15 protein-coding genes are annotated in these 15,227 nt (G+C 61.7%); 7 read left to right on the top strand and 8 right to left on the bottom strand.

The annotated features are described in order from the left end of the window. Nucleotides 1-91 precede the first annotated feature (91 nt). On the top strand, nt 92-1,288 hold the full coding sequence (locus PspR32_RS07160) for an MFS transporter (RefSeq protein WP_159388263.1): 1,197 nt from the start codon (nt 92-94) through the stop codon (nt 1,286-1,288). Here the strand turns inward: PspR32_RS07160 and arfB are convergent. From arfB to PspR32_RS26515, 3 genes are all read right to left on the bottom strand, one after another. Further along, nucleotides 1,285-1,698: an alternative ribosome rescue aminoacyl-tRNA hydrolase ArfB gene (gene arfB / locus PspR32_RS07155; protein WP_010226628.1), complete on the bottom strand. Its 414-nt coding sequence runs from the start codon at nt 1,696-1,698 to the stop codon at nt 1,285-1,287. The genes PspR32_RS07160 and arfB overlap by 4 nt on opposite strands. 22 nt (nt 1,699-1,720) lie before the next feature. After that, complete coding sequence (locus tag PspR32_RS07150; RefSeq protein ID WP_010226627.1) at nt 1,721-1,927, bottom strand: hypothetical protein; 207 nt, start codon at nt 1,925-1,927, stop codon at nt 1,721-1,723. A gap of 104 nt (nt 1,928-2,031) precedes the next feature. Continuing rightward, nucleotides 2,032-2,691, bottom strand: coding sequence for a helix-turn-helix domain-containing protein (locus PspR32_RS26515; protein ID WP_335927393.1), 660 nt, complete (start codon nt 2,689-2,691; stop codon nt 2,032-2,034). Between the two features lie 21 nt (nt 2,692-2,712). On the opposite strand from PspR32_RS26515, the gene PspR32_RS07140 reads away from it, so the two are divergent. From PspR32_RS07140 to PspR32_RS07115, 6 genes are all read left to right on the top strand, one after another. After that, nucleotides 2,713-3,366: a DUF1120 domain-containing protein gene (locus PspR32_RS07140; RefSeq protein ID WP_036994252.1), complete on the top strand. Its 654-nt coding sequence runs from the start codon at nt 2,713-2,715 to the stop codon at nt 3,364-3,366. A gap of 276 nt (nt 3,367-3,642) precedes the next feature. Further along, entirely contained in the window at nt 3,643-4,278 is a 636-nt protein-coding gene (locus PspR32_RS07135; protein WP_036994250.1) for a DUF1120 domain-containing protein, read from the top strand. Between the two features lie 97 nt (nt 4,279-4,375). After that, the gene (locus PspR32_RS07130) at nt 4,376-5,014 is read left to right on the top strand and encodes a DUF1120 domain-containing protein (protein ID WP_051636705.1); all 639 of its coding nucleotides are present in this window, start codon (nt 4,376-4,378) and stop codon (nt 5,012-5,014) included. A gap of 136 nt (nt 5,015-5,150) precedes the next feature. After that, nucleotides 5,151-5,867 carry a fimbria/pilus chaperone family protein gene (locus PspR32_RS07125; protein ID WP_036996288.1) on the top strand — a complete coding sequence of 239 codons (717 nt, stop codon included), beginning with the start codon at nt 5,151-5,153 and terminating at the stop codon, nt 5,865-5,867. After that, complete coding sequence (locus PspR32_RS07120) at nt 5,864-8,326, top strand: fimbria/pilus outer membrane usher protein (RefSeq protein ID WP_159388262.1); 2,463 nt, start codon at nt 5,864-5,866, stop codon at nt 8,324-8,326. The genes PspR32_RS07125 and PspR32_RS07120 overlap by 4 nt, the downstream gene beginning before the upstream one ends. 80 nt (nt 8,327-8,406) lie before the next feature. Next, on the top strand, nt 8,407-9,525 hold the full coding sequence (locus PspR32_RS07115; RefSeq protein ID WP_159388261.1) for a DUF1120 domain-containing protein: 1,119 nt from the start codon (nt 8,407-8,409) through the stop codon (nt 9,523-9,525). Between the two features lie 44 nt (nt 9,526-9,569). Here the strand turns inward: PspR32_RS07115 and PspR32_RS07110 are convergent, their stop codons facing one another. The 5 genes from PspR32_RS07110 to PspR32_RS07090 form a co-directional block, all read right to left on the bottom strand. Beyond that, nucleotides 9,570-10,991: an amino acid permease gene (locus PspR32_RS07110; protein WP_159388260.1), complete on the bottom strand. Its 1,422-nt coding sequence runs from the start codon at nt 10,989-10,991 to the stop codon at nt 9,570-9,572. Between the two features lie 701 nt (nt 10,992-11,692). Next, nucleotides 11,693-12,823 (bottom strand): 23S rRNA pseudouridine(2605) synthase RluB, encoded by a 1,131-nt coding sequence (rluB, locus tag PspR32_RS07105; RefSeq protein WP_159388259.1) that lies wholly within the window; start codon nt 12,821-12,823, stop codon nt 11,693-11,695. A gap of 150 nt (nt 12,824-12,973) precedes the next feature. Then, nucleotides 12,974-13,753 (bottom strand): SMC-Scp complex subunit ScpB, encoded by a 780-nt coding sequence (gene scpB, locus PspR32_RS07100; protein WP_036994248.1) that lies wholly within the window; start codon nt 13,751-13,753, stop codon nt 12,974-12,976. Between the two features lie 15 nt (nt 13,754-13,768). Beyond that, nucleotides 13,769-14,467 (bottom strand): segregation and condensation protein A, encoded by a 699-nt coding sequence (locus tag PspR32_RS07095; RefSeq protein WP_162471132.1) that lies wholly within the window; start codon nt 14,465-14,467, stop codon nt 13,769-13,771. A 128-nt stretch (nt 14,468-14,595) separates the two neighbouring features. Further along, the gene (locus tag PspR32_RS07090) at nt 14,596-15,225 is read right to left on the bottom strand and encodes an L-threonylcarbamoyladenylate synthase (RefSeq protein WP_010223024.1); all 630 of its coding nucleotides are present in this window, start codon (nt 15,223-15,225) and stop codon (nt 14,596-14,598) included. Nucleotides 15,226-15,227 lie beyond the last annotated feature (2 nt).

Raw genomic sequence — 15,227 nt, 5'->3', positions numbered from 1 at the left:
GATCAGACTGTGTGAAAACGGCTGATGCAGGGACCACCCCGTCAACACGTTTTCACACCGTCAAGAATTCCTCTTCTACGAAAGCCCGCACATGCCCGACTCACCGCGCTCCCTTGCGGTCACCCTGCAAGTCGTCTCCATCGTCCTGTTTACCTTCATCGGCTACCTGAACATCGGCATCCCCCTGGCCGTGCTGCCCGGCTACGTGCATAGCGACCTGGGCTTCGGCACCGTGGTCGCGGGCCTGGTGATCAGCGTGCAGTACCTGGCCACCTTGCTCAGCCGCCCCTACGCCAGCCGCATCATCGATAATCTGGGCAGCAAGCGCGCCGTGCTCTACGGCCTGGCCGGTTGTGGCTTGAGCGGCGTGTTCATGCTGATTTCAGCGTGGCTGCAACATGCGCCATGGCTGAGCCTGGCCAGCCTGTTGGTCGGCCGCCTGGTGCTGGGCAGCGCCGAAAGCCTGGTCGGCTCGGGCTCGATCGGTTGGGGCATTGGCCGGGTGGGCGCGCAACACACCGCCAAGGTGATTTCCTGGAACGGCATCGCCAGCTATGGCGCCTTGGCCATCGGCGCACCGCTGGGCGTGGTGCTGGTGCAGCAGTTCGGCTTGTGGAGCATGGGCGCCAGCATTTTGCTGCTGTGCGTGCTGGGCCTGGCCCTGGCCTGGCCGAAAACCGCCGCCCCTGTGGTTGCCGGTGAACGCCTGCCGTTTCTGCACGTGCTTGGCCGGGTGTTCGGTCACGGCTCGGGGTTGGCCCTGGGCTCGATCGGCTTTGGCACCATCGCCACCTTCATCACCCTGTACTACGCCAGCCACAACTGGAACAACGCGGCGCTGTGCCTGAGCCTGTTCGGCGCCTGCTTCATTGGTGCCCGACTGCTGTTCGGCAACCTGATCAACCGTATCGGTGGCTACCGGGTGGCGATCGCCTGCCTGTCGGTGGAAACCCTCGGCCTGCTGCTGCTCTGGCAGGCTCCGAGTGCCGAGCTGGCCCTGGCCGGTGCGGCGTTGAGCGGCTTTGGTTTCTCGCTGGTGTTCCCGGCCCTGGGGGTCGAGGCAGTCAATCTGGTGTCCGCCTCCAATCGCGGCGCGGCCGTGGGCGCCTATTCGCTGTTCATCGACCTGTCGCTGGGGATCACCGGGCCGCTGGCTGGGGCGATTGCTGCCGGATTCGGCTTTGCCTCGATCTTTGTCTTTGCCGCTGGCGCGTCTTTCTGCGGTTTGCTGCTGAGCCTGTACCTGTATCGCCAGGCCCGTCTGCAGCCACCACGACACCTGCTTTAATAATCGATCTTGCCGCGCCCGGCCTTGATCGCTCCACGCTTGCTCTTGGTGTCCAGGCGCCGGGTTTTCGAGCCCAGGGTCGGCCGGGTCGGGCGCCGCGCCTTTTCGACCTTGGTCGCCGAGAGAATCAGTTCGCGCAGGCGCTCCAGCGCATCGGCCCGGTTCTGCTCCTGGGTTCGAAACTGCTGGGCCTTGATGATGATCACCCCGTCACGGGTAATGCGACTGTCGCTCAGCGCCAGCAGACGCTCCTTGTAAAACGCCGGCAATGACGAAGCCTGGGTGTCGAAACGCAGGTGCACGGCGCTGGAGACCTTGTTGACGTTCTGCCCGCCGGCGCCCTGGGCGCGGATGGCAGTCAACTCGATCTCGTCGTCCGGGATCTGCACCGCGTTGGATAACTGCAACATCACACATCCTTTGATCAAACATTCAGGCCGACTCAGGTATTCGGCAGCGCTCGCGCTCGGCCTCTTGCGCCCCCTGGCACAACACTTGCGCTACCCGCTGTACGCAGCCCTGATCCACCGGGGACAACTGGCGAAACAAAATCAGCAGCTCGTTTTCGACTTCACTCAAGCGTTGCACAGGCGAAGCGTCACTTTCCGTGTTGAATGCGCAGGTTTTATGCTCCGACATGATCACCCTTCCCTAGCGAGACTGAATGCATCGACGTTACGAGCAATTCTCTGCGAACCCACTAGGACCGTTCCGAGCGTTTCGTAGGAAAATTGAGATAATAGCTATACGCCACTACCTTTTGCGTCGTGCATGGCCCCGACAATTCTATGCACAACTTCTTGGTCGGCGATAGCCAATGACCGGTATTGAGCCAGCAAGCGCTGTTCCGGCTCGTTCAACGAAGCGCCGCCATCAATCGTGCGCACGCCGGTAATCACGTAGCGCACATCGACCCCTGCCCCCGCAACTGCCGCCAGGTACGCCGCGTCCGGGTTGCGCTCGCCTTTTTCATAACTGCCCTGGGTATTGCGGTTGACCCCGCCAAGCTGGGCGAAATCATCCTGACGCAAGCCCAGACGGGTACGTTCCTGGCGCAATCGTTCTCCGCTCTCTGCCGATTTCGGTGCAGAATTTGCACAATTTTTCAAACAAAACCCCTTTACACGAACATTTTTTTGGGCATAATCGGCATCCGAACACCACAGACAGCCTTGCCGAGCACTATGCTCCCGCTGTTTACCTCGGGCAAGGCCAAGCAAAGCACATAAAACCAAACATTCGCACGTTCCATCGTCTAACAAAAACGTGTGAAAAATCGTCACGGATGACACAGGATCAGGGATTCGTCCCTGGTAATTGGCAGAGCAAGCTTGCCTTGCGCTGCCTGAAGAACCATCCGCTGCCGATTCCTGCATAAGACCCACAACGGCACGGAGGTTCATTCATTTTCAAAGGACCGAACAATGAACACCAAGCCTTTGTGTACCCTGACCGCGCTGCTGACCTTCGTCAGTGCAGGCGCACATGCCAGCAGCACTGACGTCAATATCAGCGGCACCCTTACTCCGGCAGCGTGTACGCCGTCGCTTTCCGCAAACGGCCAGGTCGATTTCGGCAATATTTCCATGCCCGAACTTCCGCCCCAGCCCGTGATTCCCGATCACTCGGCCCTGCCGCCGCGCAACCTGACCTTCACCGTCGTCTGTGACCGGCCAACCCGTTTCGCCCTGATAGCCACCGGCAATCGCCGCGACAGCACCTCGATGCCAATGCCCAAGGCATTCGGCTTGGGCACCACCACCAGCGGTGAGTCCCTGGGCTTTTACAGCGCCGTATGGGCGGACAGTGATGCGACCCTCGACAATCTGCCAGCCGACACCCTCTACTCCGAAGACAAAGGCAGCACCTGGACTCGCATAGCCGGTGGCGGCTTCGAGCACCAGGGCGACAAGCCAGACTCACGCCTGGGCTTTGCCCGGCGCAGCCAGAACAGCCCATCAGCCGCAGAGCTACTGAATCTGCGACTGGAAGTCACGGGTTGGTTGCGCAACGACATAACCCACGTCGATGAAGCCCTGCTGGATGGCCACATGACCATCGAGCTTCAGTACCTCTGAAGACGGCAAAGCAGGCAAGACTCGAAATAGCCGGGAACGGCTGCCTTCGCTCGGAAAACGCCGGTGTGGTCGATCAGCACCTTCTCACCAGCCTGACCTCAAGAGGACTCGAGCTTCTACCCATAGGCACGACACCCTAATAACAGCCAAGCCTGGCCGACAAGAACCCGGCACACGCCCAAGCCACTGCCTGCCGAACGACAGGGAGCGGGCAACTGCGCGCGCAAAACGGGTCACCGCAACACTTAAAACACCAACATCCAGAAGGAAATCACTGTGAAAAAGTCCGTACTGACCCTAGCGGCCCTATTGAGCCTGGCCACCGCCAACGCCATGGCCGCCACCACCGACCTGAGTGTCACCGGCACCATTACCCCGGCGGCCTGCACGCCAACCTTGAGCAATGGCGGCGTGGTTGATTACGGCGTGCAGTCGCTGTCAAACCTTGAAGAAACCTCAACCACCTACAAGCTCCCCGCCAAAAGCCTGAACTTTGCCATCGAATGCAGTGCACCGGCCGCCATCGCCGTCATCGCCAACGACAATCGCCGCGAAAGCGCGGGGCCCAACCCTTGGCTGTTCGGCCTTGGCATGTATGAAGATCAGCCAATCGGCATCTACTACATGCATTGGGACGACGAAGAAACCCTGATCGACGGCGGCAGCGGCATGAACCTGATCTCGCGTGATGCTGGCAACACCTGGGACAGCCACCGCACCGCCACCCTCGTCGATGCCGGCCGGGGCCCGGACGAAAGGATTTCTTTCTCCAACCAGACAGTCAGCAGCCCAACAGCAGTCACCAGCGTAACCATGAACATGAATGTAACAGGCCACATAAACAAGGACTTGTCGTTCAACGACAACGTAACACTGGACGGCAGCGCAACCATCGAGATCGTCTACCTCTGAACCTTGCCCGAGCGCTTGAAACGACAGCCCGTAGCGCAGCAAGCAGACCGTTTGCCAAACGGGCGACAGCCAATACCCACACTGAAAGGAAATCGCTGTGAAAACCTCCGTCCTCTCCCTTGCTGCACTGCTTTGCCTGGCCACCACCCACGCCATGGCCGCCACTACCGACCTGACAGTCACCGGCACCATCACCCCGACCGCCTGCACACCGACCTTGAGCAATGGCGGGCAGGTGGACTACGGCGTTGTATCGCTGGCAAACCTTGGGGAAACAGGCAACTACTACCTCCTTCCAGCCAAAAACCTGTCCTTCGCCATCGAGTGCAGCGCGCCGACCAGCATTGCCGTTATTGCCAGCGACAATCGTCGCGACAGTGCGCCCTCAGAGTCGAACCGGTTTGGACTTGGCATGCATGAAGACCAGCAACTCGGCAATTTTTTTATACGCTGGATAAACGGCGGCACCCTGGTGGATGGTGAAACGGGCTACCACCTGGATTCGCTGGACGGCGGTACCAGCTGGATCCCCGCGTCGACTCTCATCCTAAGCGACTTTGGCAAGGACTCGGGCTTCCGGGCCTCTTTTGCAAACCAGCCTTCACCGTCGGCGCCCAGTGCAGTCACCAGCGTCAGTATCAACCTGGAAGTCAACGGCTTTCTCAACAAGAGCCTGACGTTAACCGACAACGCTCAGCTTGACGGCAGCGCGACCCTCGAGGTCGTGTACCTCTGATCGTCATCCGTGACCAAGGGCGCGAACACGGAACGCTCGCCGCCCACCTCTGACATCCGGCTCGCGCACTCCCCGATCACGCCTGATGGAAGCAGCCCGGGGAGCTGCGCCCGACGCCCAGCACTGAACAGCGACCATGATCAAAGCGTGCAAACTCGTTGCAGGCCCCCTGCTGCCTGCAATTCTTCTGTGCACCCTACCCCTGCCCCAGGCATACGCCGACGGTATGGTGCCCAGAACCTCAGTGGTCATCGTCGAAGAAGCCCGCGCCAGCGGCAGTGAATTCGTGGTGACCAATACCGACCCACAAGCCGCCCTGCTGGCGGTGTTCATCGAGAACCCAGCTGAAGACAACGACAACCTGCTGGTGGTCCAGCCCACGGTCGCCCGGGTGGAAGCCGGCAAGGAACAACAGGTGATCTTCCACTATGTAGGCAAGGAGCCTCTGCACAGCCAGCGCCTGCGCCGGGTGATCTTCGAAGGCATTCGCGAAACCGCTCCCGGTAGCACCCAGAACATGCGGGTCAACTTCGGCGTGCGCCAGAACCTGCCGGTCATCCTTCACCCCAAGGGCCTGGCACGCAACAGCGAGCCCTGGAAAGGGCTGGTCTGGCGCGTGGATGGCAAGCAATTGCGCGTAGAGAACAACACGCCTTACGTCGTTCGCCTGGCCCAGGAGCTGCAACTGCTGCCTGGTCAGCACTCACTGGACCTGGGCCGCAACTACGTCCTGGCCCACGAAACCATCACACTCGACTTGCCTGATGCCGCCGCCGCGGCCACTACCGTGCGCTTTCAGCCGGCCACGGTTTATGGCTTTGCGGTCGACCCCTTCGAGGCAAGCATCCTGTGAGCACCCCCGATGACGCCCTGGGCAAAAAGCGCCCGCGCGAGCAACTGATACTCGGCCTGTGCCTGACATTGCTGGGCCTGGATACCCTGAAACCTGCGCAGGCGGCCAATGAACCCGTTCACGCCGAGCACAGCGTGTTCGACCAGGAAGTGCTGCGCCAGCGTGGCATCGATCCGAAGCTGGCGGCCTTGTTCGGCCGACAAACGCGCTTCCCGCCCGGCCGCCAGCAAATCAGCCTGACGGTCAATGGCCGCGACAAGGGTGCCACCCAGGCCCGCTTCAGCCAGGACGGCAGCTTGTGCTTCGATGACGCGTTGCTGGCATTTGCCGGGATCGAGCGCCCCGCCGACTGGCCCACTACCCTGGACGAGCAGGATGCCCCGGTCGATCCGGCCTGCCTCGAACTGGGCGAGGCCTTCCCTCAGGCGCAGGTCGAGCTGCAGCCAGGGCAACACCGGGTGCAGGTCGTCGTCCCCGACCAGGCCCTGGTGCAGCACCGTCAACTGTCGCAAGACTATAACCAGGGCGGGGTTGCCGGCCTGCTGAACTACGACCTGTTCAGCTCGTTCAACCGCTACGACGGCCAGTCCAGCCGTTACGCGGCAGCCAACACCGAACTGGGATTGAACATGGACAACTGGATCCTGCGCAGCCGCCAGGTGCACAGCCGCTTCGACGGCAAGGTGCACAGCGAAATGCTCGACACCTATGTACAGCGCAGCTTCGCCGAGCATCGCAGCCTGTTCCAGGCTGGCGAAATCAGCCTGGTCAACCCGGTGCTCAACGGCGCGCAGATCATCGGGGCGCAGGTAACCCCCGAATATGGCCTGCTCTCGCAACTGGACAATGCCAGCGTGCAAGGCATTGCCAACAGTCAGGCGCGGGTCGAAATCCACCAGAACGGCGCATTGCTGTACAGCACCGTGGTCCAGCCCGGGCCGTTTACCATCAGCAACATTCCGCGCATCACTTCGCGTTCGGACCTTGAGGTCACCGTCATCGAGACCAACGGTGAGCAACGACGCTTTCGCGTACCGGCCAACCTGACCGCCAGCGTTCGCCCGCAAACCGGTTTCAGCGTCGGCGCCGGGGTTGTGCGCAGCCACGGCCATGACAGCGACGACCCAGCAGTGGTGAGCCTGGGCCAGACAGGCGCATTGGGAGATCGCTCAAGCCTGAGCAGCGGCGTGATCCTCGCCCAGGGGTACCGGGGACTAGGGGCCAGCGTGGGCACAGTACTTACCCCCCAGCTCAACGGCGAAGTCTTTACCCTCGGCTCACAAGCAACCACGCTGGACAAGAGCGGCGCCCAACTGGGCGGTCAGCTCAACTGGCAACTGAATGAGCAATGGTCGAGCCTGGTGGCCGGCAATCATCGCACCCGTGGTTACCGGGAGCTGCTCGACAGCACCAACCGGGACAACGAGGAGCACTGGTCCAGCTACCGTGATCAGCTCAGTACCAGTTTGCGCTGGACTAGCGCCGCCCTGGGCAGCTTCAACCTCGGCTACACGCAAACCACCTATTACGAGCATGACAGCAATCAACGCCTGTTTCTGTCCTGGGGCAACAGCTACGGTGGGCTGACCCTGTCAGCCACGATGGAAAAGTCCGTCGGCAGCAGCAATGGCTACAACGACGATGCCCTGTACTTCAGCGCCAGCATTCCGCTGGACGGCAAACGCCGTTTGCGCAGCAGTGTCCGCCACAGCGGCGGGCACAGCAACAGCACGCTGGCCTACAACGAACAGGTAAACGACAGCTTCGGCTATCGCCTGGGCGCCGAGCATCGTTCGGGAGATTCCAGTACGCTGGCCAGCGCCGGCCTCTCGGCCTTGCCGCGCTATACCCAGCTGGACCTGAACTACAGCGGCGACGGTGATAACAGTAACTACAACCTGGGCCTGCGCGGAGGCGTTGCAGTGCACGGCGCAGGCATCACACCAACGCCCTACCCGATCCGCGATACCTTTGCCATCCTCTCGGTCACCGATACCCCCGGGGTCAAGGCCAGCACCCCCAGCGGCCCGGTGTGGACCGACCATACAGGGCATGCGGTGATTCCCGCCCTGGCCGCCTACGGTCGCAGCCCGGTCCAGATCGATACCCAGAGCTTGCCGATCAACATCAATGTCGATGAGGGTGCCGGCGTGCTGCGCGCCCACCGTGGCGCGGTGCCGCGCCTGAGTTTCAGGGCCTGGAGCACGCGTCGGGTGCTGCTGACCCTGCTCGACAACAGCGGCCAGCCGCTGGCCAGCGGTGCTTCGGTATTCGATGACCGCGGCCGCTTCATCAACCTGGTGCAGCCCGGCGGCCTGGTGTTCATCGATAACAGCGACGACATTGGCCACCTGATCGTCAGCGACCATCAGGCCAAAGAGTGCCGGGTCACTCTGGAACCGGACACTGGCAACACCACCGAAAGCTACTACACCCAGGCTCAACGCACATGCAGTTGAGCCCCAGCGACGACCTGCCCCTGGCAATCAGACCTTGTGTCGTCAGCCTACTCGGCAGCCCGAAGAGGATGCGCCAGCACATGAACACCCTCCCCCCCATGCTATTGCTGTTCGTCTTGCCCCTGTCGGCCATGGCGGCCGAATGCCGGCTACAGGTCAGCCCTGATCCACTGGACTACGGGACGCTTGATCGAAGCCGACTGGAAGCCGGCAGCCCTGGCCTGGCATTGGCGAAAAAGACCGCGCAACTGAGCATGAGCTGCAACGACCCTGCCGACCTCAGCCTGTTCTACAGCGCCAACGGCCTGGACAAGGAGCGCTTCACGCTGGCGGGCTCGGGCCACTATCGATTGCAAGCCAGCGATGCCTTTGTCGACGGCGTGCGCGTGGACCTGGCCCGCCTCGATCAGCCCGGGGCAGTTCCGGCCCCGGCCAACGCCCACCTGAACTGGCAGCCACGCAGCGGCATCACCCCGGTGGCGGCGGGTAAACCGCTAAAAGGTCGCAACCTCAACCTGACCCTGGTGCTTGAGGGCGAACTCGATGCCCAGGCCTTTGCCGTGCGTGAGTCGACGCAGTTCAGAAGCACCGGGCAACTTCACGCCCCAGCGTCGGGCAGCACAGCCGAACTGGCCATACACTGGCAGATCATCCCAGCAGCCTGTACCCCGAGCCTGTCCCAGGGAGGCGTAGTGGACTACGGCAGGATCACCAGCCAAAGCCTGAACAGCGACCGGCGTACGCGCCTGCCCACCCGTCAATTGAACCTGTCGATCAATTGTGACAGCCCGGCGCGTTATGCCTTGCGCATGCACGACAACCGTGACGGCAGCTCGCTGGTCAACTCGCTGATTTTCTATGGCCTGGGACGCGATGGCGCCGAGAACAGGATCGGCTTGTATGAAGTACAGTTCGACCCGCAGTCGATCACTGCCGACCAGCTAGCGGCGGTTTACCTGACCCAATCCACTGCCGGCGGCATCGGCTGGAGCGATTCGGGCAGCGAGCCGAGGAGCATTGCCGATACCACCGTACTCGGCTTCAGCGATGAAGCCATGACCGCGAAGGGACCGGTGGCCATTCGCAACCTCAACGCGACAGTCAACATACTGCCGGTGATCGCCCCGACCAACGAACTGGACAACCGCCAGGATATCCAGCTCGATGGTTCAGGCACCCTCGAAATCATCTACCTGTAAAGCAAAACGCCCCGCGCAGCGGGGCGTTCGTTCAACCATTTGAATCAGCGCTTGAGCGGTGCTGAGCTGGCTGCGACCGTGGCTTTGCTGCGGTTGGTTTTCAGGCTATAGCACACGCCCATCACCAGCAGCCAGACCGGAATCGCATAGACCGAGATCTGGATGCCCGGGATCTGCAGCATGATGCCCAGGATCAGCACCACGAAGGCCAGGCAGATGTAGTTGCCATAGGGGTACCACAGCGCCTTGAACAGCGGCGTCTGGCCGGTCTTGTCCAGGTGCTGGCGGAACTTCAGGTGCGAGTAACTGATCATCGCCCAGTTGATCACCAGGGTTGCCACCACCAGCGACATCAGCAGCTCCAGTGCATGCTGCGGCATGAAGTAGTTGAGCAGTACGGCCACCAGGGTCACTGCAGCAGAGGCCAGGATCGAGCGTACCGGCACACCGCGCTTGTCGATCTTCGACAGGCTGGCCGGAGCATCGCCCTGCTCGGCCATGCCGTAGAGCATGCGGGCATTGCAGTAGGTACCGCTGTTGTACACCGACAACGCCGCAGTCAGCACCACGAAGTTGAGGATGTGCGCGGCAACATCGCTACCGAGCAGCGAGAACACCTGCACGAACGGGCTTGCACCATAAGTGCCACCGGCCGAGTCCAGGCTGGTAACCAGGCTGTCCCATGGCGTCAGCGACAGCAGTACCACCAGGGCACCGATGTAGAAAATCAGGATGCGGTAGATCACCTGGTTGATCGCTTTGGGGATCACGGTCTTCGGCTTGTCGGCTTCAGCGGCGGTGAAACCGAGCATTTCCAGGCCACCGAAGGAGAACATGATGATCGCCAGGGCCATCACCAGGCCGCTGACACCATTGGGGAAGAAGCCGCCATGTTCCCACAGGTTGCTCACCGAAGCCTGCGGGCCGCCGCTACCACTGACCAGCATCCAGCTGCCCAGGGCGATCATGCCGACAATGGCCAGAACCTTGATGATCGCGAACCAGAACTCGGCCTCGCCAAACACTTTGACGTTGGCCAGGTTGATGGCGTTGATCAGGATGAAGAAGGCTGCCGCCGAGGCCCAGGTCGGAATCTCTGGCCACCAGTAGTGCACATACTTGCCGACCGCGGTGAGTTCCGACATACCGACAAGGATGTACAGCATCCAGCAGTTCCAACCGGAGAGAAAGCCGGCAAAACCACCCCAATACTTGTGCGCGAAGTGACTGAAGGAACCGGCTACCGGCTCTTCAACGATCATTTCACCCAGCTGGCGCATGATCATGAAGGCAATGAAGCCACAGATCGCGTAGCCGAGAATCATCGACGGGCCCGCCGATTTCATCACCCCGGCCGATCCCAGGAACAGCCCGGTACCAATTGCACCGCCCAGGGCGATCAACTGGATATGGCGATTTTTCAGGCCGCGTTTCAGCTCGCCTGAATGCGTGTTTTGTCCACTCATGAACGAAGTCACCTGCTTGTTTTTATCTGTGACGGAATCGGACCCACCGCGCTCGTGGCGCAGCGGAATTAACAAGGTGGTTACCTTGAAGGTTCTTGGACGAGGGTTCAGGTCGCGGGCAAGAGCCCTGGACGCATCAACCGGGTGTCAGCAAGAGTGCGAGGTACGCATTGGGGTCACAGTTAAAACGCGGCGCATTGTATACCCCTGCAGACGCGCAGGGGTCAACACGTTGCGTGACTGTCTGACGACAAAACGCACCGTTCCTGAGGAAAGGGTCAAGCCTGGGGGGGTAATTGGCGTACATAGCGCCTCCATTTGTTCTTATCAATGCCTGGCTCTCCGGCCCGGCTACGCACCGCAATGGCGCCTATCTCACCGCTGCGCAGACCTGCGGGCAAGCTGTTGACGGTTACGTAAAGCGCCCCGCCCCGGGCGACTCGGAAAGTTCTGTTTACAGCAGAAAAAAAAATCGCAGGAACAGCCCAATAACCGGCAAGCCTTTGTAACGAAATATTTACAAGGTGGTTTAAATTCTTTCCACGCCTTACGGAAGTATCTGTAAGACAAGGAAATTTCGAGCAAAAAAAAGCCAACCCGAAGGTTGGCTTCTTCAACACTGTAGGAACGGGCTTGCCCCGCGATTACGATTTATCCGATCCAACGCAATCGCGGGACAAGCCCGCGCCTACCCACCCACCTTACGGGCGTGGTTTGTTGCGGGTGCTGCCCGGACGCTTGGGTGCCGGCTTGCCGCGCTTGTTCATGTCGCTTGGGCGCTCGGCCACCGTGCTGCTGCCACGGCCACTGTCCTTGCGCGGGGCTTCGCCACGCGGTTGGCGGGCTGGACGCTCCTCGCCCCGCGGCTGACGGGCAGGACGTTCGGCTTCACCACGGGGCTGACGTGCAGGGCGCTCACCAGCAGTGGCTGCATCCTGAGCCGGGCGCAAGGTGCGCACGCGCTCGCCACGCCCCAAAGGACGGGTGGACTTGCGCTGCAGGCGCTCGAGCTTGTCCTTGGACTTGTGGTTCAACGCCGGCATGGCCACCGGATTCAGGCCCACTTCAGCCGCGAGGATGTCGACTTCCTGCTGGCTCATTTCGCGCCAGCGGCCCATCGGCAGGTCGGAGTTGAGGAACACCGGACCGAAACGCACGCGCTTCAGGCGGCTGACCACCAGGCCCTGGGATTCCCACAGGCGACGTACTTCACGGTTACGGCCTTCCATCACCACGCAGTGGTACCAATGGTTGAAGCCTTCACCGCCAGGTGCTTCCTGGATGTCGGTGAAACGCGCCGGGCCGTCTTCGAGCACAACACCGGCCTTGAGGCGGGCAATCATGTCTTCGTCGACTTCACCCCGCACACGCACCGCGTACTCACGGTCCATTTCATAGGACGGGTGCATCAGGCGGTTGGCCAGTTCACCGTCGGTGGTGAACATCAGCAGGCCGGTGGTGTTGATGTCGAGGCGGCCGATGTTGATCCAGCGCCCTTCTTTCGGGCGTGGCAGGCGGTCGAACACGGTCGGACGGCCTTCCGGGTCGTCACGGGTGCAGATTTCGCCGTCGGGCTTGTTGTACATGATCACTCGGCGCACGGTTTCGGCGGCTTCTTCGCGCTTGATCAGGCGGCCGTCGACCGAAATCGCATCGTGCAGGTCGACGCGCTGGCCAAGGCTGGCATCGACGCCATTGACCTTGATCCGGCCCTGGCTGATCCAGGCCTCGACGTCACGGCGCGAGCCCACGCCGATACGGGCGAGCACTTTTTGCAGTTTCTCGCCTGATGGCGGCAATGGCTGGGCTTCTTGCAGGTCTTTTTCACTCATGCTGGGCACCTCCCGGTGTATTGACAAAAATCTGGTATGGCGGACAAGCGCCAAAAAGGGTCGCGAATCATACGCTGATCGCGGCGTGAACGCACCTGAGACTAGTCGAAATTGCAAAAGTTGCCGGGACTCTGCGCCCGAAGGCCGAGGTTACTGATGCGGCGCCTGCGGTTCGGTTTCCAACGGCTCGGCATCGAGGTCGAGCGGTGTTTCGTCGATCAAGTCATCGAAGTCGGTCTTGAGCCCTTCTTCCATGGCGTCCAGCTCGGTCAGCAAGCTGCGGAAGCTGGTTTCTTCCGGCGCCTCCTGCGGCTCGGCGCTCGCATCAGCCAGGGCCTGCAGGTGCGCCGGCACCGGCGCGTCGTCCAGTTCCAGCACAGGTTCCGGCGCAGGCTCCATCTCGCGCAATTCGGCCAAGGGCGGCAACTCGTCGAGGTTCTTCAGGTTGAAGTGATCGAGAAAGGCCTTGGTGGTGGCGAACATCGCCGGTTTGCCGGGCACTTCACGGTAGCCGACGATACGAATCCATTCGCGTTCGAGCAGGGTCTTGATGATGTTGGTATTGACCGCCACGCCGCGCACGTCTTCGATCTCGCCGCGGGTGATGGGCTGACGGTAGGCAATCAGCGCCATGGTCTCCAGCAGTGCCCGGGAGTAGCGCTGCGGGCGCTCTTCCCACAGCCGGCCGACCCAGGGCGCGTAGTCCTCGCGAATCTGCAGGCGGAAACCCGAGGCCACTTCCTTGAGCTCGAAGGCGCGGCCATTGCAGGATTTGCGCAGCACCTCCAGGGCCTTCTTGAACACCGCAGGCTCCGGGCGCTCAGCTTCCTCGAACAGCTCATACAGGCGCTCGAGGGATTGCGGTTTGCCCGAGGCCAGCAAAAAGGCCTCGAGCAGGGGCGCCAGGTCGCGCGGTTCATTCAGGTTCATGGGCTTGCTCAGTTGTTACTCGGCGCGGGCGCGGACATGGATCGGCGCAAAGGGCTCATTTTGCACCAGTTCGATCAAGGATTCCTTGACCAATTCGAGAATCGCCATGAAGGTCACCACCACCCCGAGCTTGCCCTCCTCGGCCGTGAACAACTCGACGAAGGGCACGAAACCGCCGCCCTTGAGACGTTCAAGCACTTCGCTCATGCGCTCGCGGGTCGACAGCGCCTCACGGCTGACCTGGTGGCTTTCGAACAGGTCGCCACGGCGCAGCACTTCGGCCATCGACACCAGCAGTTCTTCCAGGCTGACCTCGGGCAACAGTTTACGCACCTTGGCCTGTGGCGCGTCCAGGCGCGGCACGACGACCTCGCGGCCGACGCGGCTGAGGCCATCGATGCCTTCGGCGGCGGCCTTGAAGCGTTCGTACTCCTGCAGGCGACGGATCAGCTCGGCGCGCGGGTCGGCCTCTTCCTCCTCGACCTCGGCGGAACGCGGCAGCAACATCCGCGATTTGATCTCGGCGAGCATCGCCGCCATCACCAGGTACTCGGCGGCCAGCTCCAGGCGCACGGTCTTCATCAACTCGACGTAGCCCATGTACTGGCGGGTGATTTCCGCCACCGGAATGTCGAGGATGTCGACGTTCTGCTTGCGGATCAGGTACAGCAGCAGGTCCAGTGGGCCCTCGAAGGCCTCCAGGAACACTTCCAGGGCATCCGGCGGGATGTACAGGTCCACCGGCATCTCGGTCATGGCTTCGCCATACACCAGCACCAGCGGCAGTTCCTGCTGAGCCCCTGCTTGCGGATCGATGCTCGGCTCGGTGATGGTCGCCTGGCTCACGCTTCGACCATGAACGGCGCAGGATCGCCACAGCCGACGCGGATCACTTCCGGCTCGTCACCGGCCAGGCTGATCACGGTCGAGGCCTTGAGGTCGCCAAAGCCGCCATCGATGATCAGGTCGACGTGATGCTCCAGGGCCTGACGGATCTCGTAGGGGTCGGTCATCGGCTCGTCTTCGCCGGGCATGATCAGGCTCACGCTCATCAGCGGCTCACCGAGTTCTTCGAGCAGGGCCAGGGCGATCGGGTTGGACGGCACACGCAGGCCGATGGTGCGGCGCTTTTCGTGCAGCAGCAGGCGCGGCACTTCACGGGTGGCGTTGAGGATGAAGGTGTACGGCCCCGGCACATGGGCCTTGAGCAGGCGAAAGGTGGCGGTATCGATCTTGGCGAACAGGCCCATCTGCGACAGGTCGCAGCAGATCAGCGTGAAGTTGTGGTTCTTGTCCAGCTGGCGCAGGCGGCGAACCCGTTCAACGGCGTTCTTGTCGCCGATCTGGCAGCCCATGGCGTAGGAGGAATCGGTGGGATAGACCACCACACCGCCCTTGCGAATGATTTCGACGGCCTGTTTGATCAAGCGCGGTTGCGGGTTTTCCGCATGAATCTGGAAAAACTGACTCACGT

Origin of the sequence: Pseudomonas sp. R32, from assembly GCF_009866705.1 — a bacterium.
Taxonomy (GTDB): Bacteria; Pseudomonadota; Gammaproteobacteria; order Pseudomonadales; family Pseudomonadaceae; genus Aquipseudomonas; species Aquipseudomonas donghuensis.
This window is presented reverse-complemented; position numbering and strand designations above follow the sequence as displayed.